Origin of the sequence: Cupriavidus sp. SW-Y-13, from assembly GCF_009793345.1 — a bacterium.
Taxonomy (GTDB): Bacteria; Pseudomonadota; Gammaproteobacteria; order Burkholderiales; family Burkholderiaceae; genus Cupriavidus.
The window spans coordinates 2501846-2527199 of sequence record NZ_WHLX01000002.1 but is presented as its reverse complement, the minus strand read 5'-3'; the positions used below and the strand labels follow the sequence as shown (position 1 = coordinate 2527199).

Annotated in this window: 22 protein-coding genes and 1 pseudogene; 12 read left to right on the top strand and 11 right to left on the bottom strand. The window is 61.3% G+C overall.

The window, feature by feature from the left end; all coding sequences use genetic code 11:
- The first annotated feature begins 11 nt into the window (after positions 1-11).
- The 7 genes from GA566_RS26760 to GA566_RS26730 all read left to right on the top strand — a co-directional run bounded on the left by GA566_RS26760 (position 12) and on the right by GA566_RS26730 (position 6462).
- Complete coding sequence (locus tag GA566_RS26760; protein ID WP_160474524.1) at positions 12-803, top strand: SDR family oxidoreductase; 792 nt, start codon at positions 12-14, stop codon at positions 801-803.
- A 208-nt stretch (positions 804-1011) separates the two neighbouring features.
- Positions 1012-1719 (top strand): hydrolase, encoded by a 708-nt coding sequence (locus GA566_RS26755; protein WP_137925613.1) that lies wholly within the window; start codon positions 1012-1014, stop codon positions 1717-1719.
- A gap of 221 nt (positions 1720-1940) precedes the next feature.
- Positions 1941-2420 carry a VOC family protein gene (locus GA566_RS26750; protein ID WP_160474523.1) on the top strand — a complete coding sequence of 160 codons (480 nt, stop codon included), beginning with the start codon at positions 1941-1943 and terminating at the stop codon, positions 2418-2420.
- A complete protein-coding gene (locus tag GA566_RS26745; RefSeq protein WP_160474522.1) occupies positions 2417-3637 on the top strand; it encodes an FAD binding domain-containing protein in 1221 nt (406 codons plus the stop codon). Before GA566_RS26750 ends, GA566_RS26745 begins: the two co-directional genes overlap by 4 nt.
- Positions 3638-3665: 28 nt before the next feature.
- Positions 3666-4043: a DUF485 domain-containing protein gene (locus tag GA566_RS26740; protein ID WP_160474521.1), complete on the top strand. Its 378-nt coding sequence runs from the start codon at positions 3666-3668 to the stop codon at positions 4041-4043.
- Entirely contained in the window at positions 4040-5677 is a 1638-nt protein-coding gene (locus tag GA566_RS26735) for a cation acetate symporter (RefSeq protein WP_160474520.1), read from the top strand. Before GA566_RS26740 ends, GA566_RS26735 begins: the two co-directional genes overlap by 4 nt.
- A gap of 119 nt (positions 5678-5796) precedes the next feature.
- Positions 5797-6462 carry a TetR/AcrR family transcriptional regulator gene (locus tag GA566_RS26730; RefSeq protein WP_202126872.1) on the top strand — a complete coding sequence of 222 codons (666 nt, stop codon included), beginning with the start codon at positions 5797-5799 and terminating at the stop codon, positions 6460-6462.
- Between the two features lie 8 nt (positions 6463-6470).
- On the opposite strand, the gene GA566_RS26725 is transcribed toward GA566_RS26730, so the two are convergent.
- From GA566_RS26725 to GA566_RS26700, 6 genes are all read right to left on the bottom strand, one after another.
- Entirely contained in the window at positions 6471-7589 is a 1119-nt protein-coding gene (locus GA566_RS26725) for an alkene reductase (RefSeq protein ID WP_160474519.1), read from the bottom strand.
- 52 nt (positions 7590-7641) lie between these two features.
- Positions 7642-9906: a molybdopterin cofactor-binding domain-containing protein gene (locus tag GA566_RS26720; RefSeq protein WP_160474518.1), complete on the bottom strand. Its 2265-nt coding sequence runs from the start codon at positions 9904-9906 to the stop codon at positions 7642-7644.
- Positions 9903-10385, bottom strand: a complete 483-nt coding sequence (locus GA566_RS26715) for a (2Fe-2S)-binding protein (protein WP_160474517.1) — start codon at positions 10383-10385, stop codon at positions 9903-9905. Before GA566_RS26715 ends, GA566_RS26720 begins: the two co-directional genes overlap by 4 nt.
- Positions 10382-11668, bottom strand: coding sequence for a cytochrome c (locus GA566_RS26710; protein WP_160474516.1), 1287 nt, complete (start codon positions 11666-11668; stop codon positions 10382-10384). The genes GA566_RS26715 and GA566_RS26710 overlap by 4 nt, the downstream gene beginning before the upstream one ends.
- Before the next feature lie 247 nt (positions 11669-11915).
- Entirely contained in the window at positions 11916-13115 is a 1200-nt protein-coding gene (locus GA566_RS26705) for an MFS transporter (RefSeq protein ID WP_202126871.1), read from the bottom strand.
- A gap of 115 nt (positions 13116-13230) precedes the next feature.
- Positions 13231-14157, bottom strand: a complete 927-nt coding sequence (locus GA566_RS26700; protein ID WP_160474515.1) for a LysR family transcriptional regulator — start codon at positions 14155-14157, stop codon at positions 13231-13233.
- Between the two features lie 193 nt (positions 14158-14350).
- Between GA566_RS26700 and GA566_RS26695 the strand changes: the two genes are divergently transcribed.
- The 5 genes from GA566_RS26695 to GA566_RS26675 all read left to right on the top strand — a co-directional run bounded on the left by GA566_RS26695 (position 14351) and on the right by GA566_RS26675 (position 20964).
- Entirely contained in the window at positions 14351-17548 is a 3198-nt protein-coding gene (locus GA566_RS26695; protein ID WP_160474514.1) for an efflux RND transporter permease subunit, read from the top strand.
- Positions 17545-18786, top strand: a complete 1242-nt coding sequence (locus GA566_RS26690; RefSeq protein ID WP_370459357.1) for an efflux RND transporter periplasmic adaptor subunit — start codon at positions 17545-17547, stop codon at positions 18784-18786. Before GA566_RS26695 ends, GA566_RS26690 begins: the two co-directional genes overlap by 4 nt.
- On the top strand, positions 18783-20237 hold the full coding sequence (locus GA566_RS26685; protein WP_160474513.1) for an efflux transporter outer membrane subunit: 1455 nt from the start codon (positions 18783-18785) through the stop codon (positions 20235-20237). Before GA566_RS26690 ends, GA566_RS26685 begins: the two co-directional genes overlap by 4 nt.
- Before the next feature lie 92 nt (positions 20238-20329).
- Positions 20330-20491, top strand: coding sequence for a hypothetical protein (locus GA566_RS26680; protein ID WP_160474512.1), 162 nt, complete (start codon positions 20330-20332; stop codon positions 20489-20491).
- A 5-nt stretch (positions 20492-20496) separates the two neighbouring features.
- The gene (locus GA566_RS26675) at positions 20497-20964 is read left to right on the top strand and encodes a MarR family winged helix-turn-helix transcriptional regulator (protein ID WP_237380687.1); all 468 of its coding nucleotides are present in this window, start codon (positions 20497-20499) and stop codon (positions 20962-20964) included.
- Between the two features lie 9 nt (positions 20965-20973).
- Here GA566_RS26675 and GA566_RS26670 read toward each other — a convergent pair whose 3' ends face one another.
- The 5 genes and pseudogenes from GA566_RS26670 to GA566_RS33390 all read right to left on the bottom strand — a co-directional run.
- Positions 20974-21438, bottom strand: a complete 465-nt coding sequence (locus GA566_RS26670; protein WP_370459356.1) for a cupin domain-containing protein — start codon at positions 21436-21438, stop codon at positions 20974-20976.
- Positions 21439-21658: 220 nt separating this feature from the next.
- Positions 21659-21952 carry a hypothetical protein gene (locus tag GA566_RS26665; RefSeq protein ID WP_160474511.1) on the bottom strand — a complete coding sequence of 98 codons (294 nt, stop codon included), beginning with the start codon at positions 21950-21952 and terminating at the stop codon, positions 21659-21661.
- 515 nt (positions 21953-22467) lie between these two features.
- Positions 22468-22941: a hypothetical protein gene (locus GA566_RS26660; RefSeq protein ID WP_160474510.1), complete on the bottom strand. Its 474-nt coding sequence runs from the start codon at positions 22939-22941 to the stop codon at positions 22468-22470.
- Positions 22942-23910: 969 nt separating this feature from the next.
- Positions 23911-24717, bottom strand: coding sequence for an Imm49 family immunity protein (locus GA566_RS33395; protein WP_160474509.1), 807 nt, complete (start codon positions 24715-24717; stop codon positions 23911-23913).
- A gap of 244 nt (positions 24718-24961) precedes the next feature.
- A pseudogene (locus GA566_RS33390) lies at positions 24962-25306 on the bottom strand (POTRA domain-containing protein); the annotation flags it as partial.
- Positions 25307-25354: the final 48 nt, after the last annotated feature.

The following is a 25354-nucleotide window of genomic DNA, read 5'->3' as shown; positions in this document are numbered from 1 at the left end:
AGGAGACACATATGAACGCACTGGCACTGCTACGGCCACGCCCTGGTCTGCGTGTGCTAATCACGGGCGGCGGCTCCGGCATCGGTGCCGGCATCGCCGAAGCCTTTCTCCAGGCCGAGGCCAACGTCTACGTCTGCGACGTCGACGGCGCCGCGCTCGAATCGCTGAAAGCGGCGAACCGCACGTTGCACACGGGCATCGCCGATGTCGGCAAACGGGAGGACGTTGAAAGCATCGTGGCCGATGCCGGCGCCAGGCTGGGCGGGATCGATATTCTCGTCAACAACGCGGGCATTGCCGGGCCCACCGGTGGCGTCGAAACTATCGATCCACTGGAGTGGGAACGCACCGTCACAACGAACCTGAACAGCCAGTTCAACTTTGTGCGCGGGGTGGTACCGCTGATGAAGCAGACCTCGGACTGCCCCGGCATCATCGCCATGTCGTCCGTCGCAGGCCGTCTCGGATACGCCTACCGTACGCCCTACGCCGCAACAAAATGGGCCATTGTCGGCATGGTGAAATCACTGGCCATCGAACTCGGACCCAGCAATGTCCGCGTCAACGCCATCCTGCCCGGCGTGGTGCAAGGCGAGCGCATGGACCGCGTCATCGCAGCGAGAGCCGAATCGCTCAGTATCGGCTTCGACGCGATGCGCGAACAGTATCTCCAGAAAATCTCGCTGCGCCGCATGGTGACCGTGGAAGACATCGCAGCCATGACGCTGTTCCTGGCATCGCCCGCTGCACACAACGTTTCCGGACAGGCCATCAGTGTCGATGGCAACGTCGAATATCTCTGATCCCGTGCCGAAGAATTGCGCGATGAATTAGCCCCTTCCTATCGATTCAATAAATTTGAACAACTATGACAGCGAACCCCCGTTTTTCTACGGCGGGGCCACCGCTATAGTTCAACCCATGGACAGCGCAGCAACGCAACGAAGCCAAGCCAGCGCTGCCCGATAAAACCTCAAACTTATTGAATACCTTTTATTCCGGAGAATCACCATGTCGAACGCCAACAACGCCAAGCTGGAAGTCCTGACCCCGCGCAATAGCCAACTGATCTTCATCGACCATCAGCCGCAAATGGCCTTCGGTGTGCAGTCGATGGACCGCCAGACCATGAAGAACAACGTCGTGGGCCTGGCCAAGGCAGCCAAGATCTTCGACGTGCCGACCACGATTACCACCGTCGAGAGCGAATCGTTCTCCGGCTATACCTACCCCGAACTGCTCGACGTGTTCCCCGGCAAGGAAACGCTCGAACGCACTTCGATGAATTCCTGGGATGACCAGAAGGTGCGCGACGCACTGGCCGCGAACGGCCGCAAGAAAATCGTCGTCGCCGGTCTGTGGACCGAAGTCTGCAACACCACGTTTGCCCTGTGCGCCATGCTCGAAGGTGACTACGAGATCTACATGGTGGCCGATGCCTCCGGCGGCACCACCAAGGAAGCGCACGACTATGCGATGCAACGCATGATCCAGGCTGGCGTGGTGCCGGTGACGTGGCAACAAGTGCTGCTCGAATGGCAGCGTGACTGGAAGAACAAGGAAACGTACGACGCCGTGACGAGCCTGGCCAAGGAACACTCGGGCGCCTACGGCATGGGCATCGACTACGCCTACACGATGGTGCACAAGGCCGCGCAACGCACGCAGACGACGCATGAGTCGATTGCTCCGGTGCATGCGCCGGTGATCGAGCGCTAAGCCAAATCGAGCAAGAAGAAACCAGAATCCGCAATCGTTGGATGCCGGTTCTCCGGAATGAAGGCTGCACGCCGGTATGGATGCAGCCTTCATTTTTTTCCATGCACCGAAACACCCCTAGGGTAAATACCAGTCACGACCCGCTTGGCTAACGCCGACGTTCTCCCTATGATTTATCACATGATCACTTATCGATCGATAATCATCAGAAGGAGGCAAACATGGGACTCACGAAACTGGCCCACTACTCGGTCCGCACGCACGATCTGGAGCGTTCCTGCGCGTTCTACGAACGGGTGCTCGGGTTCCGGCGCGGCTACCGGCCGCCTTTCGATTTTCCCGGCGCGTGGCTCTACATGGGCGACGACGAGCGCGATTTCGGGACCGTGCACATCATCGGCATCGACCCGAACAATCCGTCCGGGCTGTCTGCATATCTCGGTGACAAGGCATTGCCCGCCGCCGGTACGGGAACGGTAGACCACATCGCCTTCCTCGCCACCGGCGTCGCCCGGATGTGGACCACCCTTCGCACCGAAGGCATCCCGTGGCGCGACCGCACCGTGCCCAGTCTCGGGCTGCATCAGGTGTTCATCGAAGACCCCTCGGGCGTCACCATCGAACTCAACTATCCGGCCGAGGAAGTGGCGGCCCTTACCCCGCCCGCGCAAGACCAGCACCAAGCAGGAGTAACAGCATGAGCGCAGTGCAAACCTCGCAGCGCAAGGCCATCGTGATTGGCGGCTCGGTAGGTGGATTGTTCGCCGCCAACCTGCTGTCGCGCAGCGGTTGGAACGTCGAGATATTGGAACGCACGCCCGAGGCGCTCACAGGCCGTGGCGCAGGCATCGTCACGCATCCCGAGCTGTTCGAAGCGTTGGCCGCCGCAGGCGTGGAAGTCGATGACAGCATCGGCGTGTCCGTCAATACGCGGATCACGCTTGCACTGGACGGCAGCACCGTCTCGCAAAGGCAAATGCCGCAGACACTGACGGGCTGGGGCAAGATGTACGAAGTTCTCGGCAAGGCATTCACCGGCATCTATCGCACTGGTGCCCATGTCATGCGCGTCGCATCGTACGCCGACCATGCCGAGGTCACGCTTGCCGATGGTTCGACGCATCGCGCGGACATGGTGATTGCCGCCGATGGGTTCCGCTCCAGCGTGCGCGAGCAACTGCTGCCCGACGCGCGCCTTGAATATGCGGGGTATATCGCGTGGCGCGGGCTCGTCAATGAGGGCGACCTGACCCCGCCCACGCATGCGGCGATCTTCGACAAATTCGCATTCTGCCTGCCGCCGCGCGAACAGATTCTCGGCTATCCCGTGGCGGGCGAGCACAACAGTACGGCTGCTGGCGCGCGCCGCTACAACTACGTCTGGTATCGGGCGACGAGCGAAGACGAGCTGGCGAACCTGTTGACCGATGCCCATGGCAAGTGCTGGTCGACTGGCATCCCGCCTGGCCTGATCCGTCCTGATGTCATCGCCGATATGGAAAGCGCCGCTACCGACCTGCTCGCGCCGCAATTCGCCGAAGTGGTGGCACGCACGGCACAGCCGCTGTTCCAGCCCATATACGACCTGACCGTGTCGCGGATGTCATTCGGCCGCGTTGCCTTGCTGGGCGATGCCGCCTTCGTAGCGCGTCCGCACTGCGGCATGGGTGTCACGAAAGCGGCTGGCGACGCCATCGCGCTGGTCCGCGCATTGGAAGGCAACGCTACCGTCGAAACAGGTCTCGATGCATACAGCGCGGAGCGGGTACAGGTGGGCCGGGCCATCGTGGAGCATGCGCGACACCTTGGCGCCTACATGCAGGCGCAACTGAAGAGTGACGAGGACCGTGCCTTGGCCGAGCGCTACCGTACGCCGGAAGCGGTCATGCGCGAGACCGCCGTGTCACGCCGGTTCTAAGCATCCAGACAGAACATAAGGAGACAACATGCCTCAAGTCGCCCCCCACGCCATCTCGGCCGGCACCCACTACGGCACTGACGCCGACGATGCGAACCCGCCGTTCGTTCCACATCCAATGCTTGCGCGCGCCGACTTCCAGACGCTGCACAGCGCTCGCCGACGCTTTTCGTGGACGCTGACTGCGATCATGCTGATTGCGTACTTCGGCTTTATCCTGACGCTGGCGTTCCGTCCCGACCTGTTGGCCATCCCACTCGTTGCCGGGCAGCCGATGAGCGTCGGCATTCCGGTCGGCTTCGGCATGTTCGCCTTCACGTTTGCGCTGGTTGCGGTGTATGTCTATCGCACCAATACGGTCTATGACCGCATGATCGACAATGTCCGCGCCGGAGTGCAATCATGAGCCGCATCCTCTGCGCCGCCATCACCATGGGGTTGGCGACCCCTGTCCTCGCCGCCACCCCGGCCGTCGGTCAAGGTCTCAATGTCATCGCCATCGGGATGTTCCTGGTGTTCGTCGTCGCCACACTCGCCATCACGAAGTGGGCCGCGCGGCGCAACAACAGCGTGGCGGACCACTATGCAGCAGGCGGCAAGATCACCGCGATGCAGAATGGCTGGGCCATCGCGGGCGACTACATGTCCGCCGCCTCGTTGCTCGGCATCTCGGCACTGGTGTTCACCAGCGGCTACGACGGATTGATCTACTCGATCGGCTTTCTCGCAAGCTGGCCGATCATCCTGTTCCTGATTGCGGAGCCACTGCGTAACCTCGGACGCTATACGCTGGCCGATGTGCTGTCGTACCGGCTCAAGCAACGGCCCATCCGTGCGTTCTCGGCGTCCAGCTCCATCGTGATCGTGCTGCTCTATCTGGTCTCGCAAATGGTGGGTGCCGGCAAGCTGGTGGAACTGCTGTTCGGATTCAACTACACCTCGGCGGTCGTACTCGTCGGCGTGCTGATGGTGGTCTACGTGTTCTTTGGCGGCATGCTGGCCACCACGTGGATCCAGATCATCAAGGCCGTGATGCTGCTGGCCGGTTGCGCGTTCATGGCCTTCATGGTGATGAGCCGCTTCGGGTTCAGCCTGAACAACCTGTTCGATCACGCCATCACCGCCCATGGCAAGCACGAAGCCATCATGCGCCCCGGCGGCCTGGTCTCCGATCCCGTATCGGCGGTATCGCTCGGCCTCGCGCTGATCTTCGGCACGGCGGGCCTGCCGCACATCCTGATGCGCTTCTTCACGGTGAACAACGTGAAGGCCGCGCGAAAGAGCGTGCTGTACGCCACCGGCATCGTCGGCACGGGTTACGCGCTGATCATCGTGATCGGATTCGGCACCATTGCACTGGTGTCGCAGGACCCGCTCTATCACAACAGCAACGGCGCGATCATCGGCGGCCTCAACATGGTGGCGGTGCATCTCGCGCATGCAGTCGGTGGCAACGTGTTCCTCGGATTCATCTGCGCGGTAGCGTTCTCCACGATTCTGGCCGTGGTGGCAGGGCTGACGCTGGCCGGATCTTCTGCCATCTCGCATGACCTGTATGCCACGGTGATTCGCAAGGGACAGGCGTCCGACAAGGACGAGATGCGGGTCTCTCGCATCACCACGTTGGTGCTCGGTGTGCTGTCGATCTTGCTGGGCATCCTGTTCGAGAAGCAGACCATCGCGTTCATCGTCAGCCTGACGTTCTCGATTGCCGCGAGTTCCAACTTCCCGGTGCTCCTGCTGTCGATCTACTGGCGTGGGCTCACGACACGCGGCGCGGTGGTGGGCGGCACGATGGGCCTCGTCACGGCGGTGGTGCTGACCATCCTGAGCCCGACCGTCTGGGTGCAGGTATTGGGCCACGCCTCGGCCATCTATCCGTATGAGTACCCGGCGCTGTTCTCGATGCTGGTGGCGTTCATCGGCATCTACGTGTTCTCGGTGACGGATCGCTCGGCGCGCGGCGCCTGGGAGCGCAGTGCCTACCAGAACCAGCGCGTGGACTGTGAACTGGGCATCATCGCGAAATCGGGAAGCTGAGCCGCGTTCCAGCGTTTGCATGAGGGCTGCGGTCTGCAAAAGACTGCGGCCCTGTTCCCATTTATCGGGTGATTGGTAGAATCGGCGGATTACAGGACAGCAGGACCACAGAGACAGCCATGGAGTCACGCGCCACTTCCACCGAACCCGAGGTCTCCGCAAAATCCACGCGACGGCTGTTGCCCGAGGAGCGCGAGCAGCAGATCGTCGAGAAGGCGATCGAGCACTTCACGCGCAACGGCTTCGGCGGCAGCACGCGCGAACTGGCGCGGCAGATCGGCGTCACACAGCCCCTGCTCTACCGGTACTTCGAAAGCAAGGATGCGTTGATCGAGCGGGTCTACAACGAAGTCTTCCAGTGGCGTCCTGACTGGGAGCGGCAGATCGCAGACCGCTCGCTGCCGCTGACCGAACGGCTCCATGCCTTCTATCTCGACTACTCCTCGGTGATACTGCGCGAGGAATGGATTCGCCTCTTCATCTTTGCCGGCCTGACGCACGAAGGCATCAACAACAAGTATCTCAGCAAGCTGCGCACCAAGGTCTTCCTGCCGGTGCTGGCCGAAGTGCGCGAGGCTTTCGGCATCGCTGCGCCCCGTAGCACGGCGGAGACGGATGCCGAGATCGAGATGATCTGGAGCCTGCACGCGGCGATTTTCTATATCGGCGTGCGCAAGTGGGTTTATGGCCTGAAGGTACCGGCCGACCTCGATGCGTTAATCCGGCAAAAGGTCGACCTGTTCCTGTACGGTGCACCAGCGGCGATGAAGAAGCTGCGCGGGTAGCACCTGCCCTACGCAAGTGCCTTGTAGTCCGTATAGCCCACGGCACCGCCGCCGAAGAATGTTGCCGGGTCAGGTGCATTCAGCGAGGCGGCCAGGCGGATTCGTGCAGGAAGATCCGGGTTGGCAATGAACGGACGGCCAAACGCGATGATGTCGGCCCGCCCCGAGGCCAACGCCTCCTGCCCCGTCTTGCCATCGTAGCCACCTGCGAGGATGAGGACACCGTGCCACGCTTCGCGCATCGACAGGATCATCTCGTCCCACCGTGGATCGTTGGCCTCGTCCCGGACGTTGCCGACCATCGCGGGTTCCACCAGGTGCAGATAGGCCAGCGACCACTCATTGAGACGCCGCGCGATGTAACCGAATGTCTGCATCGGCGTCTCGTCGCCCATGCCCATGAAGCGACCCATCGGCGTCAGCCGAACGCCAACGCGCGACGCGCCAATCTCGTTCGACACCGCTTCCACCACCTCCAGCAGCAGGCGTGCCCGATGCTCCAGACTGCCACCATAGGCGTCGTCGCGATGGTTGCTGTTCGAATTGATGAACTGGTCCAGCAGGTAGCCATTTCCCGCGTGGATCTCCACGCCATCCATGCCCGCTTCGATCGCGTTGCGGGCCGCATAACGGTAGTCCTCCACGATGGCCGCAATGCCTTCGAGGGTCAACGCCTGCGGCGTCGGCACATCGCCCCACACGCCCTTGCCTTCCTCATCGACGATGAACGTCTTTCCCGGAACGGGTAGCGCGCTGGGCGCGACAGGCAGTGCACCGCCGGGCTGGAACGACGGATGCGACACGCGCCCGACATGCCAGAGTTGCAGGAACATCCGGCCACCGGCTTCATGCACCGCCTTGGACACGGCACGCCACCCGGCAATCTGTTCAAGCGAATAGATGCCGGGGGTCCACGCATATCCCTGCCCCTGCGGCGAAATCTGCGTGGCTTCGGAAATAATCAATCCAGCCGATGCGCGCTGCCGGTAGTACTCGACGTTCAGCGCGGTGGGCACGTTGCCGGGCTGACCTGCCCGCGACCGGGTCAACGGTGCCATGGCAATGCGGTTCGGCAACTGGAGCGATCCAATCGTGATTGGCGAGAACAGCGAAAGCGTACGGTCCATGAGAATCTCCAGGATGTGGGGGAAAGAGCGCCGTGAAGGCGCCTCGCGGTAACTAGGGAGCGATCAGGTTCTTCAGCCGCTCACCCGCCAGCGGCATGTCGCGCAGACGGTGACCCGTGGCATCGAACAGTGCATTGCCGATGGCGCCCGCCGTCGGACCCATCGCTGCTTCGGCCACGCCCAGGAACGGCATGCCGGGACGGTCGATCAGGTGTACGTTGACCTGCGCGGGCACCGCCGAGAACCGCAGGATCGGGTATGTGCCCCAGTCGAAACTGCGGATGCCCTGCGGATCGAAGCGAAGCTGTTCGTAGAGACTCCAGCTTGCCGCCTGCAGGATGCCGCCCTCGATCTGGTTGCGCACGCCATCGGGATTGACGATCTGCCCGCAGTCCACCGCCACTTCGGCACGTTCGAGCTTCACCTGACCGGTGTCGCGCTCGACCGATACCTCCACGGCCATCGCCACATACGCCATCAGGTTCTTGTACTTGCCGAATGCAAAGCCCACGCCGTGTCCTGGCTTGCGCGCGGGGCGCGGCCAGCCAAAGCGCTGTGCGGCGAGGCGGATCACGTCGAGCGCGCGCGGATCGTCCATATGGCGGATGCGGAACGGCACGGGGTCGATACCGGCCGAATGCGCGAGATCGTCCATGAAGGTCTCGATCGTGAACACGTTCATGTGCGCGCCCAGCGAGCGCATGGCCGAGGTGCGCAAAGGCATCGTCGGCGAGAAGTTGTTGACGATGTGGCTGGTCGGCAGCCGATAGAGCGGAATCGCGTTGCGATCCCCACCGCCTTCGGGCTGCAACATCGGCGTGGACGGCGCGGGCGTGAAGGGCTTGGCAAGCAAGGTGGCAGGAAGCAGGCGCCCTGCGTTGACCACGCGCTCGTTGTGCGAACTGCTCCACAACGCATAGTCCCAATCGACGATGGTGCCGTCCGCCGAGAGCGACGCCTTGACCTGCGTGACCATCGCAGGCGTGAAGTGGTCCCAGAGGTTTTCCTGATCGCGCATCCACTGCACGCGTACCGGTTGACCGGGCAGCGCGCGGGCCAGCAGCGCGGCATGTGCGGCGGCATCGTCGGCGGGGTTATGGCCATAGCAGCCCGAGCCCTCCACATGCACGCAGCGGATCTTTTCCTTGGGCATCGACAGCATTTCCGCCAGGCCGTCGCGCAGCGGATAAACACCCTGCGAATGCGTCCAGACAGTGAGCATGCCATCGTCGAGATAGCCGACGGCGCACGATGGTCCAATCGAGCCATGCATCAGATAGTGCTTGGCGTACGTGGCGGAGAGCGTCTTCACCGCAGGCGCCATCGGCGCGCGTTGATTGGCGATGACGATGTGTTCCGTGCTGATCTGCTTGAGCTGCGCGTTGACCTGATCGGGCGCAGGTAGCGTGCGCCCCGGCCCCCATCGGCAGCCCGCCGACAGCGCGCGCTGCGCGAGCACGGCCTGCCATTCGCGGCGCGCCACCACGGCCAGCATGTTGCCGTCGCGGACGATGGCGACAAAGCCTGGCGTGGCCCGTGCGGCGGTCTCATCCACGGAGAGCAACTGCGCGCCATACGCTGCGGGCAGCACCACGCGCGCATGCACCATGCCGGGCAGCTTCATGTCCTGCACATAACTCGGTCCGCCCGTGACCTTGCCCGGAATGTCCACGCGATGCATCGGCGTGCCGATCACCGTGAACGTCGACGGATCGCGCAACGGCGACGTAGGCGTAGCCACTACATGCAGGTTCACGCGCGGCAGCAGTTCCGCAAAGGTCAGCGCGCGTCCATCCGCTGCGACGATGCGCGCATCGCTCGTCTTGAGCGTAGATGGATCCACACGCCATGTACGCGCGGCGGCATCGACCATCAGCCCGCGCACCTGTGCGGCGGCGTTGAGCAAGGCGCTGCCGCTATCGGCCATGGTATGGCTGCCGGCGGTCAACCCTTCGTCGGGCGAGTGCGCGGTGTCGGCGGTCAGGAACGTCATGCGATGCGGCGCGATCTGCAGTTCCTCGGCAGCCACCTGCCATAACGCGGTTCGGATGCCGGTGCCGAGTTCCACCTTGCCGGTGTAGACCGTGACATGGTTGTCCGGCGCCACCTGGATCCATGCATCGAGATACGGATTCGTCTTGAGGCTGCCGGCGAGCTTCGTGTATTCACGGCCCACGGTTACCGCCGCGCCTTCGTCGGCAAGCACCATCTGCGCCAGTGCCTCGTGCCCCGGCACCAGCGAGAAGCCGACGACGAGCGCGCCCGACACCATGAAGGCACGGCGGCCGGGATTGTCGATCTGTTCGTCGTGGCTCATCGCGCTGCCCCGGCTGTACCACCACTTGCTGCACCCGATGCCGCCCGGATGGCAGCAAGGATGCGCATATGCGTGCCGCAGCGGCACAGGTTCGGCTCCATGTGCGCGCGGATCTCTGCATCGGTGGGATGCGGATTGCGGTCGAGCAACGCCTGCGCGCGCATCACCATGCCGGCGATGCAGTAGCCGCACTGCGCAGCCTGATGATCGATGAATGCCTTCTGCAAGGGGCCCGGCTTCTCCGCCGTGCCGAGGCTTTCGATCGTGCGCACGGGACGCTTGCCGATGGCCGCAACCGGTGTCACGCACGAGAACGTGGGGTTGCCATCGACGATGACCGTGCATGCGCCGCACTGGCCCATGCCGCAGCCAAACTTCGCGCCGTTCAGCCCCAGGTCTTCGCGCAAGGCGTAGAGCAGCGGCGTGGCCGGGTCGATATCGAGGGTGTGGCTGACGCCGTTAACTGTGAGCTGGATCATCGCGATGCATCTCCCTTGCGGATATCCGCCACCGCCTGCGGCACGTTCTGCCACGGCGATAGCGTCGTATAGGTGGCGCGCAGGTACATCGCCAGATCGGCGATCTGCGCATCGTCCAGCGACTCGCCGAACGCGGGCATGTAGTGCATGGGCTGCTCGCCCTGCCATGGCACGCCGAGCAACATCATCTGGATCACGTTGCGCGGCGTGCTGGCCAGCACCGCGCTGCTGGTGGACAGGCTCGGGCGGTCGCCCACGCTCTGCATCGGTGACTTGTCGCCATGGCACGACGCACACGCGCCGTTGAACAGCACCGCACCACGTGCGATGGATTGCCTGTCGGCATCTGTTGAAGTGGTAGCGGCCGGATGCTCCACGGGCTGCTGCAGCGAGAACAGGTAGGTGGCCATGGCCTGCACATCGGCCAGCGGCACCGTGGCCAACTCTTGCGTGACGGGCAGCATCGGACCCGCCGCCGCACCGTGGCGCGCCGACATGCCGGTGCGCAGGTACGTCACAAGGTCGGCCTCGGTCCATGGTGCGCGTGCATTCGCCAGCGACACCAGCGAAGGCGCGACCCAACCATCGACCACGCCGCCGTGCAAGGACTTGCCCCAGCTTTCCGCGCCAATCGGATTGAGCGGGCTGTGGCACGCTGCGCAATGGCCGAGTCCGGTCACGAGTTCACGCCCGCGATTCCATGCGGCGCTCTGCGTGGTATCTGGCGCTTCGGGACCCGTGCGTAGAAACAGCACGTTCCAGAACGCGACGAGCGGCCGGAAGTTCAGCGGGAACATCAGGTCGTTGTCCGGCGCCTTGGCAACAACGGGATCGCGCCGCATCAGGAAGGCATATGCCGCAGCGATGTCGTCATCGGACATGCGCGTGTAGTGCACATACGGAAACGCGGGATAAAGCTGGTGACCGTCGCGCGCAATGCCACGACGCAGCGCACGCTTGAATGCGTCGAGCGACCACGTGCCGATGCCCGTCTCCGCATCGGGCGTGATGTTGGTGGTGTACAGCGTGCCAAACGGCGTGGCCAGCGGCAGGCCACCCGCATAGGACTTGCCACCTGGTGCGGTGTGGCAGACCGCGCAATCGCCCAGTGCCACCACGCGTGCGCCGCGTAGTGCGAGTTCGCGGTCGATGGTTGAGGGTGCGGGCGGCTGGATCGGCGCGATGGCCGGCTCCCACATCAGCCATGCCGCCACGGCTATGCCGACCACGGCAACGGCCGCGCCGGTAATGACGATGGGCTTCCATCGGAATCTGGACAACATGTGGTGGACCTCCGCCATCTCTTCTGTGGGTTGCGGCAATCGTAGAAAACACGGGGAAGGCGGACAACTGGCACGTGGTGGAGCACGGCTGACACCATGGTATGGGCTCGGATAAACCAATCCCTTGGCGGTCTGTGCACGGGCTCAGTGCGGTGTGCGATTCAGAAATCGCTGGCGTTGTCCGGAAGCGCGATGCAGCGATATGCCCTAGGGATGCATCCCAAAGGCATACCGTATCCGACTCGATTCAACGGCGCGACGTCGCGCTAAACGCCGCCAGTGAAAGCAGCGCCATGCTGCCGCCTGCCACGACAATGCCGTGCCAGCCGAAGTGCGTGTAGAGCGAGCTGGCCAGCGCGGAACCTGCGGCACCGCCCACAAAGATGGCCGTCATATAGAGCGCGTTCAGGCGCCCACGGCTCGCCGCATCCAGTGCGTAGATAGTCCGCTGCCCCAGCACCATGTTCATCTGCACGGCAAAGTCGAGCAGGATGCCCGTGAACGCAAGGCCAATCACCGCACCGCTACCGCTTGTCAGTCCCGGCAGGAAACTCAGTGCCGCAACGGTCATTGCCGCAAGCGAGGCGATGCGTGTGTGTCCTGCATCCGCCAGGCGTCCAGCAATGGGCGCGGCCACGGCACCCAGCGCACCGACCAGTGCGAACAAACCGATTTGCGATTGCGACAGGCCATGTTGCCCAGCCAGTTCCAGCGGCACCGCGGTCCAGAACAGGCTGAACGCCGCGAACAGAAGACCCTGGAACAGCGCGCGCTGACGCAGCAGCGCATAGCGGGCGAGCAGATGCCAAAGCGACGCCAGCAAGCTGCCATAGGTGGCGCGATGTTGCGGCACACGGCGCGGCAGGGTCATCACGATGATCCCGACGGTCAGCAACGTCAGGGCCGCTGCGATCACGAATACCGCGCGCCAGCCCAGCCATTGCGCCGCCATGCTCGAAAGCGGGCGCGACAGCAGGATGCCCGACAGCAGGCCGCCCATGATCGTACCTACGGTGCGGCCACGCAGCGCCTCCGGCGCGAGGTGGGCGGCAAGGGGAATCAGGATCTGTACGCTCACAGAACTGAGCCCCAGCAGCAGCGAGACCAGCAGGAAGACACTCGGCTGCGACGACAAGGCCGCACCCGCGAGGCTGACAGCGGCGGCCACTCCGCTAATGGCCAGCAAGCGGCGGTTCTCCAGCAGATCGGCGAGCGGCACGAGGAAGAAAAGCCCGACCGCGTATCCAATCTGCGTCAGCGAAACGATGACGCTCGCGCGGTCGGTAGAGAGTCCGATCGCTGGGGCGATCAGCTCGATAATTGGCTGGGCATAGTAGAGGTTGGCCACCAGGACGCCGGCGCAGAGCGAGAACAGCGCGACGAGCGCGGGTGACATCGGCGACACCGTCACATTGCCAGCGGGGGAGGGAGAGGCTTGGGTAGACATGGCTCCGGTTCCTGAAAGGGAATGACCGGAGGTTAGTCGTCAGGCGACGTTGCGGGAATCGCAACACGGCGCAAGACAGCGTTGCGCGCAGGGCAATGGGTGGATTGACCGCTGCTTATTCCGCAGTGGGCCTTGCCTGGCCGGTCGGCCCCGGCAGCGACGACAGGAACTCAAGGAACGTGGCCACGCGGCGCGATCCGCGATGATTCGGAAGATAGAGCGCCGTAATGACCGAACTCGAATCGTTGGGTGTCACGTCCCACGACGCGAGCAACGTCACCAGCCTGCCCTCGGCAATGTCATCCTGCACAAGCCAGTCTGGCAGCAATCCCACGCCCAGGCCCGCCAGCACCGCATCCCTCAACACTTCGATGTTGTTGCTGCGAAGGCTGCCGTTGACGGGCACCACCACCTTGTGCGCGTCCTGGCGAAACGTCCAGACCTGATCGCGGCGTCCAAAGCTGAAGCGCAGGCAGCAGTGATCGAGCAAGTCGGCAGGCTCCGCTATCGCCGCATGCTGGTCGAGGTATTTCGGGCTTGCCACCACCAGCCGGCGAAACCGCCCCACTTCCCTTGCCACGACATTGTCGTAAGTGGCAGCGCTACCCAGCCTGACCGACACGTCCACGCGTGCATCCAGCAGATCCACAATCTCGTCGGTGAGCTGGACTTCGACTTCCAGCCGAGGATGCTGCGCCATCCACGCACCGAGATAGGGCGACACGCAACACCGGCCGAATGCGACCGGTAGCGATACGCGCAACTGACCCACCGGCGCCTCGCCACGGTCCGCGATCAGCGCGTCGGCCTCTTCCACCGCCTCCAGTATCTGCCGCGCGTGCTGGTAGTAGCTCGCACCGGCTTCCGTCACCGTGACCTGGCGTGTCGAACGGTTCAACAGCACTGCGCCCAGGTCGCTTTCCAGGCCGTCGAGCGCCCGCGTGACCGACGAGGTCGCCAGGTTCATGCGTCGCGCTGCCGCAGAGAAACCCTTGGCATCGACGGTCTCGACAAACATTTTCAGGGCGAGCAACTTGTCCATGGGCTGGGTGGGGCAAAGGATTGAGGATGACGCAGGTTGCGGATCAACCGCTTGCGTATCGTACATGCCCGGAGATTCTGTCGTATCGAAGTGGCATTTGAAAAGCCCTGCGATCTGGCTGCTAAACGCCCCCACGCGGTATCCCTAGACTTCGCGAATCTTCACGGAAGTCCCCCAACCGGATAAAACAGGCATGTGGATCGTCAGGCTCGCCTTGCGTCGGCCCTATACCTTCATCGTTCTCGCGATCCTGCTCATGCTGGGCGGAACGCTGGCCGTCCTGCGCATGCCAACGGATATCTTTCCCGCGATCGATATCCCTGTAGTGAGCGTGGTCTGGAACTACAACGGGCTCTCGGCGCAGGACATGGCGCAACGCATCGTGACGCCTTACGAGCGCTCCCTGACCACGGATGTCGACAATATCGAGCACATCGAGTCGCAGTCATTGGCGGGCGTAGCGGTTATCAAGGTGTTCTTCCATCCCGGTGCCGACATCAACCGGGCCATTACGCAAGCCACCGCAGGCGCACAATCGATCTTGAAACAGATGCCCCCGGGCGCCACGCCCCCGCTGGTGCTGAGCTACAACGCCTCGACGGTGCCGATCCTGCGACTCGCCCTGGGCAGCACCACATTGCCCGAGCAGGAACTCTACGACCTTGGCAACAGCTTTATCCGCACGCAGCTTGCGACAGTGGAAGGCGCCTCTGTTCCACTTCCGTACGGTGGCAAGGTGCGCGAGGTCACCGTCGACCTGAACGTGCCCGCATTGCAGGCGCGCGGCCTCTCACCGCTTGACGTGGTCAACGCTGTGAATGCCCAGAACCTGGTGTTGCCGGGTGGCACAGCGAAGATTGGCACGCTCGAGTATCGCGTGGACCTGAACGGGAGCACGCAGACCGTTGCGGCGCTCAACGACCTTCCGGTCCGCTCCGGGCCCGATGGCACCATCTTTGTGCGCGACGTGGCGCAAGTACACGATGGCTATGCGCCGCAGACCAACGTCGTCCGTCACAACGGCTTGCGTTCCGCCCTGCTGGAGATCGAGAAAACGGGCAGTGCCTCGACGCTGACCGTCGTGGCCCAGATCCGGGCCTTGCTTCCCCACATCACGGCGGGATTGCCAAAGTCCCTTGAAGTGCAGCCGCTATCGGACCAGTCGGTCTTCGTGACATCCGCAATCGACGGCGTGCTGCACGAGGCGCTGGTCGCGGCTTGCCTGACAGCGACGATGATCCTGCTTTTTCTTGGAAGCTGGCGCGCGACGCTGATCATCGCGATCACGATCCCGCTATCGGTCCTTGCGGCATTGATCGCCCTCGCCGCTTTCGGCCAGACCCTGAACATCATGACGCTCGGCGGACTGGCGCTTGCCGTGGGCGTGCTGGTGGATGACGCGACGGTGGCCATCGAGAACGTTGCGCATCATCGGGAACAGGGCAAGCCGCTGGAGCAGGCCATCCTGGACGGGTCCGGCGAGATCGCACTTCCCACGCTGGTTTCCACGATGTGTATCTGCATCGTGTTCCTGCCGATGTTCCTGCTTAGCGGCGTGGCGCGCTATCTCTTCGTACCGCTGGCCGAAGCCGTCGTGTTCGCCATGATGGCCTCGTACTTCCTGTCACGCACGCTGATTCCCACGTTGGCGCACTATCTTCTGCGTGGCGAAGGCCGCGGCCCCGCAGCTACCCGGGGCCCTGCCTACTGGTTCGATGTCGCACACCAGCGCTTTGAAGCGGCATTCGAGCGCGTGCGGAGCGCCTATTCCGCGATGCTGTCGGCCGCACTGGCCGCGCCGCGCCGTACCGCGCTGGCATTCGCATTGCTGTGTGCGGGCTCGATGACGCTCGTGCCGTTTCTCGGACAGGATTTCTTCCCGGCCATCGATAGCGGAGAGCTTCGACTGCATATGCGCGTCCGCACTGGCACGCGCATCGAAGAGACGGCGCGTATCGCCGATGAAGTCGAGAACGAGATACGCCGCATTGCCGGGCCCGGCAATGTCGGCGGCATCGTCGACAACATTGGATTGCCGGTAAGCGGCATCAATCTCACCTACGACTCCTCGCTGCCCATCGGCACGGGCGATGCCGAGATTCTTGTTTCCCTGAAACCCGGCGCCGGTTCTTCCGCAGCACTCGTGGAACGTCTCGACGCTGCGCTGCAGACATCCTTCCCAGGTGTGAGCTTCGCGTTCCTGCCCGCAGACATGGTGAGCCAGATCCTGAACTTCGGGCTGCCCGCACCGATCGACATCCAGATCGTTGGCAATGACGTGGATGGCAACCGGCAGGTTGCGGACTCCTTGCTGCGCAACCTGGCGACGGTGCCGGGGCTGGCCGATCTTCGTCTTCAGCAGCCGGCGGACCAACCCGCCCTGGCCATCGACGTAGACCGGACGCGGGCGTTGCAAGCCGGCCTGACGCAACGGGAGGTGGCGCAGAACCTGCTGATCGCGTTGTCCGGCAGCGGTCAGACTTCGCCAAACTTCTGGCTGAATCCGAAGAATGGCGTCAGCTATCCGGTTGCCGTGTCCGTACCGCAGTACGCGATGGATTCCCTCCAGACGCTATCGAACATTCCCGTCCGCCTGGGGGTCAATGCGCCCCAGCAAGGCGGGGCAGGTGAAATCGGCCAGCTGGGCAGCGTGAGGCGGTATTCGCAGCAGGGCGTCGTCTCGCACTACAACGTCCAGCCCGTACTCGATATCTTTGGCGCAGTGAGAGGACGAGACCTCGGAGGTGTGGCTGCCGATGTGCAGCGCATTGTCGATCAGGCGCGGCCTCATCTGCCGGCCGGCTCGGAGATCATCGTGCGAGGCCAGGTGCAAACCATGCACACATCGTTCAGCGGGCTGCTGACTGGCCTGGCCATCGCAATCGTGCTGGTCTATCTGCTGATGGTCGTCAATTTCCAGTCGTGGCTCGATCCGTTGACGATTGTCGGAGCCCTTCCGGTGGCGCTATCCGGCATGGCGTGGATACTCTTTGCCACGCACACCACTATCAGCGTTCCCGCAATGACGGGGGCCATCATCTGCGTCGGCATAGCCACCGCCAACAGCATTCTCGTCATCAGTCATGCTCGGGGCCTGCTCGCTGCCGGCAAATCGGCGCGGGACGCGGCTTTCGAGGCGGGATTCAGCCGCTTCCGCCCCGTTGCCATGACCGCGTTGGCGATGTTGTTCGGCATGGTCCCCATGGCATTGGGCTCCAGTGGAGCCGGCGCGCAGAACGCCCCGTTGGGCCGTACGGTCATCGGCGGACTCGCCTTCGGCACGACTGCCACGCTGGTGCTTGTACCGGTGCTGTTCGCTGCGCTGCATGGCTGGATGGCAGCGCGCTCGCGCCCCGCAGCTTCTCCCAACCTTCATGAAGGCACGGCATGAGTTCGCCCCAATCTGGCTCCGCGTCTGAACAGCCGCAGCAAGACCCTTCCGAAAGCGCGCTGGAAACGCATACCACGCCAATGCGCCGCTCCCGTGGGCGCCTGCTTGCGCTGCTTGTCATGGCACTGGCTGCTGCGGCGGCATTGACTGTCGGTCTTGTGCCACGCTTGCACGGACAGAAGGTCTTGCAGGAACGCGTTCAGGCAACGCAGATACCGATCGTCAATGTGGTGGCGCCTCGCAATGGGGCGCAGGCTTACGACATCGTGCTTCCCGCCGACGTCCGCGCCTACGAGGACACCGCCATCCACGCACGCGTGAGCGGATACCTGCGCCGTTGGTACGTGGATATCGGTGCGCCGGTCAAGGCAGGTCAGTTGCTTGCAGACATCGACGTGCCCGAGATTGCCGACCAGCTCCGCCAGGCACGCGCCGCCGAGGCCACGGCATCGGCCGAGTATGACCTTGCCCGGACTACCGCGCTGCGATGGAAGGCCCTGCAGGCGACGAACTCCGTGGCGCAGCAGGATACCGACCAGAAGGTTGCCGACATGAACGCCAAGGCGGCCCTCTTGAGCGCCGCCCACTCCAACACGGCCCGACTTGCGCAACTGACCAGCTTCGCGCAGATTCGCGCGCCGTTTGACGGCGTGGTCACGCAGCGCAACGTGGACACGGGGGCATTGGTGGATGCCGGAAGCGGTACGGGCCAAGGCCCCGAACTCTTCCACCTGTCGGCAGGGTCACGGCTGCGCGTCTATGCCGAGGTGCCACAGGACATCAGCGCAGCACTGGAACCCGGCACCAAGGCGTGGCTGACGTTGCCGCAATCACCCGCGAAGCGCTACCCGGCAACCGTGGCGCGCACGGCTGGCGCGATCAATCCTGTCACACGCAGCTTGCGCGTGGAACTGGACGTAGACAGCCAGGAGGTGGAAATACTGCCGGGCACCTATGCAGAGGTGCACCTCGTCATCGCCAATCCGCATGCCGGGCTGGATGTGCCGGCCAACACGCTGAGGTTCGGCAAGGATGGCGCAGCGGTCCTGATCGTCGACGATCAGGACCGGTTGGCCACACGCCGCGTAACGCTCGGTCGCGATTACGGCTCTCACGTCGAGATCCTTGCCGGACTGCAGGGAAACGAAAGACTTGTGACGAACCCTGGAGATGGACTGGTGGCTGGCGCGACTGTCCGCGTCGCATCCGCCGTCAAGGCCAAGGGAGCACCGGCATGAAGGGGGTCTCGATACTGCTGGCCTGCGTCGTGCTGGCGGGTTGCGCGTCGGCTCCGTATCACGCGCCCGACATGCCAATGCCATCCGCGTATCGCGAGGCGGGCAATACCGTCCATCAGGTCATCACGCAAGACTGGTGGAAGGCATATCAGGATGAGACGTTGAACACCCTGATCGCACGCATCGACGCCGGCAGTCCGACATTGATGAAGTCGATCGCCCTGCTGCACGATGCGCGCGCGCAGGTTGCAGCGGCGAGAGCGGATTACTTCCCTACGATAGGCGCCGGGGCTAGCGTCACAAGCACACATCTGTCTGCCAACGTGCTGGGCCATTCGCTGGCTGGACGGACTACCCCGGATCATCTGCTGGGACTAGGCGCGAGTTGGGAGCCCGACCTGTTCGGTCGCATCGGACGGAACGTGGATGCAGCGAAGGACCGCGAGCAAGCCAGTGTGGATGACGTGGCTGCGGTGCGCCTGGCCTTGCAGGCAGAAATCGCCATCGAGTACTTCGGTATTCGCTCACTCGACAGGGAAGCGGCATTGTTGCAGCGGACGATAGCCACCTATGAAGCCGTGCTGCAACTGACAGAGAACCGATATCGCGGCGGCATCACTGCGGAATCGGACGTAGATCAGGCGCGCAGCCAGTTGGAAACCACTCGAACCAAACTGGCGGACGCACAGTTGGCGCGCACACAGCTTCTTCATGCGCTGGCCACACTGGTCGGGGAGCCTGCAACGTCCTTCTCCGTACCGGACGAGAACGACCGACAGCGCTTTCAGGTTCCACCCACGCCCGATGCGGTGCCCGCCACGCTGCTGCAACGCAGGCCCGACATCGCCGCAGCAGAGCGACGCGTGGCGGCGGCCAATGCGCAGATCGGCGTGGCGCGCGCAGCGTTCTTCCCTACCCTGATGTTGAATCTCAACGGCGGCCTGGAGAGTTCCGGCCTTGCGGGTTGGCTAACCGCCCCGAGCCGCTTCTGGGCCGTGGGCCCGGCTTTGGCTGCAACGCTGTTCGACGGCGGCAAGCGTGAAGCAGGGGTGGACAGCGCGCGGGCGCAATTCGATGCCAGTGCGGCCGACTATCGCGACACAGTCTTGAAGGCCGTGCAAGACGTGGAGGACAACTACGCCGCCCTCAGGATTCTCGCCGATGAATCCAGAAGCCAGGAGACGGCGGTGGCGGCATCGGAGCGCGCGCTCCAGCAGGTGACCGAACGCTATCGTCTGGGAGCCGTTGCATATCTTGATGTCAGTGTCGTGCAAGCCACCACGCTCGATAACCTGCGCGCGCTGGAATCCATTCATCGGCGCCAGTTGGCAGCCAGCGTGTCGCTGTATCGGGCACTAGGTGGAGGTTGGAACGTGAGCGACCACGGCCAGCCCAACGCGTCGAAGCGTCCAGATGCTTTGCGCCCGGCAGGACATGTAGAAACGCAATAACAGCTATGAACGTCCGTGGGTGGCTCGCAACCACTACGGGCGCCACAATCTCGCCTCACATCGGCACCCTCAACATTCCAGATATGCGACTCATGAAGGTTCTCATTGCACTGGCGTTCGCCAGCTTGTCGATCTCGGCCTTCGCCGGCCCGGACTGGACAGTGATCGAGCGCGCCCGGGCAGCCGCGCGTCAGGCCAACGCCACGGCATCGCAGCCCCATGAACAGGCCACTTGCGCAAAGGCCACGCATTGACAGATTTGCCCACAGTCCCGCGCAGCCTGATCGATGCCGGTGACTTTGACCTGAGCGGCAATATTGCCTATCTGCTCGTTCGCGCGAAGAACACGCTGTCCCAGTACGTGGAGCAGGGAGCCAGCCATATGGGATTGACGCATGCGCAGGCGTGCTGCCTCATGATGCTGGCGAATGGCCACTCCACGACACCTACCGAACTCTCCCGGCGGCTGGACATCGATGCCGGCGCCGTGACGCGCCTGGTCGATCGCATGGAGCGGCGCGGCCTCATCACGCGTAGCCGCGGCGAGGCCGACCGCCGCATGGTGCATCTCACGCTGACCGATGAAGGCCATGCAATCGTCCAGAGGCTTCCGTCGGTGTTCATCGACGTCACACACAGGGGCTTCGCGGGATTCAGCCCCGAAGAGATCGCCATGTTCCGCCAAATGCTGATCCGGGTCGTGGCAAACGGCGGCGTTGCTGACTGACTTCTTGCGCTACTTTTTGGCTGCTTCGCTCACCGCGGCGGCATCGTACACCACGTAGATCTTGGTATAGCCCTGGGTCTCGAATACCCCGCTCCATCCCTTCGGGATCGTCACGGATTCGCCAGCCCGAACCGTCATCGACGAGCCATCCGACGACGTCAGCTTGACGCTGCCCGAGACGAAATACAGGAACTCGTCATACGGAAAACCGGGGTTCGCAGCGATCTCTTCCCGGAACGGTCCGGACTTGTACATCCCCGTCTGAAAGGCGCCATCCGTCGAGGTGTAGCGCTGCGCATCCGCCGACACCGAGCCATCCGGAGCACGCTCCACCTTCACATCCGGCTGCTTGAATATCGCACCGCCGATGTCGGCACGCGAGTCCTTGATGGGCTTGATAACCTCTGCGTGAGCCATGGAGGTAAGGATGCATGCGGCGGCCATCAGACCCACCCGAACTAGATTGCGCTTCACGGTATGTGCTTTGTAGTTTTTGGAAACTACGCAGTATGGAAGGCAGATGCGTCGGACGCCATGGACTGGCATTCATGGCAGGCATGCCGGGGGGTCATGGGGCGAGGGATGATGATCTCTGCACGGAAATTCGGCTAATTGGAAGAAGGGGGATATTGGATTTCCGCTTCAACATCGCGAATTTCAGGTTTCCGATCCCTACCGTGGCACACTAAGTCTATTAGCGCGCCTCGTGGATTCTCACCAACTCTCCGGTTAATGCAGAATACACCAAATTGAAGTCCAACCCTTTATATGGACGAAATACGATGATTACTTCCTCCGCGCTTATTCCGTTCAACCAAAGATAGACTCCCTTCTCTAAAGATTCAATAGTTTGCGAGCCACGATTAAGCGACTTCCATTTTTCAAGACTCGGCGCAGTATTTCTCCATATTAAATTATTTTCTTTATCAGAATAACAAATTGACTTTCCGTCGCATGAAATTTCTAAGTTTTGTTTTTTCAATTTCATAGCTACGTTGCCTGTCCTTTTCTACGCATGCAGCCCTGCCCCGGATTGCCGGAATGAGAATGGTAATAGGTACGCCTGCCATCGCCCGGCTTTTTTTGACATCGGCATTATGGAGAATGAGAGGATGCCAAGGAAAAATTTCAACGTTTACAATTAGCGCGATGCAACACCCTCAGTACGAAACCTACGAATCCAATTGCGATTAGCCCCAGCATGAAGTAGAGACAAAATAGAAATACGAGATGCAGTTGCTTCGCATCCACGTTGAATCCCAAGATCTTTGGCGACCAAGCGATGGCGTAAAGTATCCAGGGTGAGAGAATGCCTCTCGCGATAATTAGGATAGATTTAAGCTTCATTTGTTAGTACCGAATACAGACCCTGCATCGACATTCGTCTGCTTCAAACAAGGAAACGCAGGGTACGCCGCTTGCACTCCTTAGAACATTGGAGAGGATGGAGCCTGAGTCACCCGTGATAGGGAAGAGCGCGCTGGCGCAGATGGAAGTTTATTTTCACCAGTGTTTACCCAAGAATTCAACCTTGACTAATTCCCCGTTGTTCATATCAAACATGAATCGGCAATCACATCTATCACCGTCGCTACCCTCTCCATACATTACGTTAGTCGGGTCTCCTTTCATGTGCTTCGGAATGCCAAGTTCGCCGTTCTGCGGAACAGAATTTTCACTGAGCTTTGGGACGGCAATACAAAATCTTCGTGTACCGTCCGGATTTAAAACGGTCCAACTCTTCAAGTCGGGAGCAGCGTAAACCAGCCCAGACATGTCGGGGACCGGTACTGGACGATTTTTATCTTCGTATGTTATCCCTTTATAAGTCCATCGTGTCCCTACAATCTTTCTCGCACCAGTCCGAGCATAGAAGTCATCCCACCACTGCATCCTATCGCTGGCCGCTTCACGCTCTTCCTTAGAGGAGGTTGCACCTGTGTCCCATATCTCAAGGACGCTGCATATTTTTTCCATGATTAATATCCAAGTTGCCGCGGCAGCGTAGTGGGCTTCAAATGTTCCAGGCGCTCAGCCGGAGGAATCAAAAATTGCGCGTGTAATGCGCCACCACGCAGCAGAGAATTTAGCTCTGTGAGCTGACCATTCCCTTGCCTAGTTGTATTTATCTGTGCTCCAGCAAAATTAACGTTGCTATCAAGTGAACCCAGCCAGTCGCAATAGCTGGCGCCACCGAACCAAGCACCATGAGACCGCGCCTGTCATTTGCCATAGATCGCGAAATAACGTCTTTGGTTGCCGGATTGCCCGGAAATCGAACCGAATGTTCCAAGATGCCCCCGCGATACCGCGCCCGACTTCTTAACCGGATTCGGCGTTACTGAGGCTTGCGCATTGATTCCTCGATTTCGCGTTCAAGTTCGGGCGAAATACACTCATCCATCGATAATTCTACGATCTCCTTACGACCGACTTTTGGAAGCAAGGAGCTAAGTCGATCAAATACGACTAATTCAATTAGCCCCCATTCCAATAAGCCAGATAAATATCCATGCCACAGCAGTGCAACATTCTCCGTTGCCCCCCCGCCTCGCGAGTTGACGTTTCATTCTTTCACGCAACTCGCTTTCCGTCGGATAGCCAGTCATCATTGCTGTCATTGTGGTAACCTCGGAACGTACACGCTTCTCTGGGAAGTGATAAGCGTAATACTCTTGATTTTTACGCCAGATTTAGAATCTGCCGAGTATGCACGGCTCACTCCGCGCTGAGCGATATCGGGGCTCATGCTAGGTTGGTTGCGTGCATCGATAATGCTATCCGGAGACTGTCCACACCGCTCAGGCACCGTTACCGTGAACAGATTATCCGCATTCTGGCTGATATACGCGACAGCATACCTATTACCGCTTGACCCTTTGGTCGCCCCGTCATCCACCAGACGATAGCCATTATCGAGCAACATGTTTGCTACCTAACGGCGAGTCAGATTTTTAAAAAATCAGACAGCCTTCCAATAAGACCACGGGATGACGGCACATAGTTAGGCGAGAGAAAATCGTAGACTTCAGCATAATGTTCGAGTGGAAGGATTGGCATCAATTCCATCGGCACCAAAGGATGATCAACTCCTACCTGTATACCTCGATACCAGCACAGCTTTGCCTCCAAGGCAGCCGGAAACGAGATATAGCCCTCCGTAATGGCGTCCGCATTCTGAGCATTGGCATCCTCTTTTATGCGCGCTTCCAGATCCGGTTTGCTATTCTTGATTAGCAATGAGAAAAAGTCACTTCCTTCCGAAGCAAGCGTTCGCTCCGGCTTGCGGCCATTCTTCGCAAGCCGGCGTATCTTATCTTCCAGTGCGACGTATTCCCCTCGCAGTGCCAGCTGCCACATATGCACTCTAAATTGCGGACGAATAGGGTTCTCACACGAATCAACAAATTCCTTCGATTCAAAGTTTGCCACAGCCCTGATCATGGCAGGCGAATCAGAAAAAAGTGCAAAAAGTATCTCGTACCCGATTTCGAATCGCTGATGACTATTGATTTCAAATTCCGCCAATTTTAGTTGGCAAGCCGTGTAGAGATGTTGTTTGAAATCATCAACGTTTCCCTCGACAAAATACCTAAAAAATCCAATTATCAAATTATCGGCGGCAAGACTACCGTAACACGCTGACAAATCAATCTTGTCACGGTTGTGACGAATCTTCTTGACGACGTCAGACATGTGATCCATCGCAAAATGGAGTCCGCGAAGTTTGGTTTTCAAGAGTTCATTTTCCACGACAGACTCACTTTAGTTTGATAATCGTCCCATTCGTCGAACTAACTCCGGGGCCCACTGACGCCAGTTTGTCGGCCGCCAGCGAAGACAAGCCCGCCCCGACCGCACCCGCATGAGCATTGCCACCGCCCAGCCCGGCAATCTCATGCTGCGGAATCATCGGACTGACACCGCTTGTGTCCTTTGACGTGAATGTCGAAGCTACCATCGCCCGCGAGAATCCCGGATTACCCCCTCACGTTGGCGTAGCATCCTGACTCGCCACACGCTTCATCTGCTCCAGCCCTTGCTCAAGATCGCGCAGGTTCAGCAGTTCGCCTGGCGCCGTCGGGAAAGCAGTCTTCCACGTGCCCCACAAATCAGGATCACTGAAACGGATATCGCCGATGACGCCGGGAATCAGCGCGAGTTTCAGCGTGCCCGATGACAGGTCTTGCTCGGGCACCAGTACGCAGGTGGTGACGTAGCCTTTCGACAGGATCGTTTGCGAGAGGCCCTTCACCAATGTTTCAACGCCCTGTTTGCCAACGCACTGGCCTTGATAGTGTTCTAGCCACTGCCTCGCAAATGCAAAGGGGTCCATCGGCAAAAAAAGTGGACGCGCCAGCCGACTGTATCCGGCGCTGACAACGGAAAC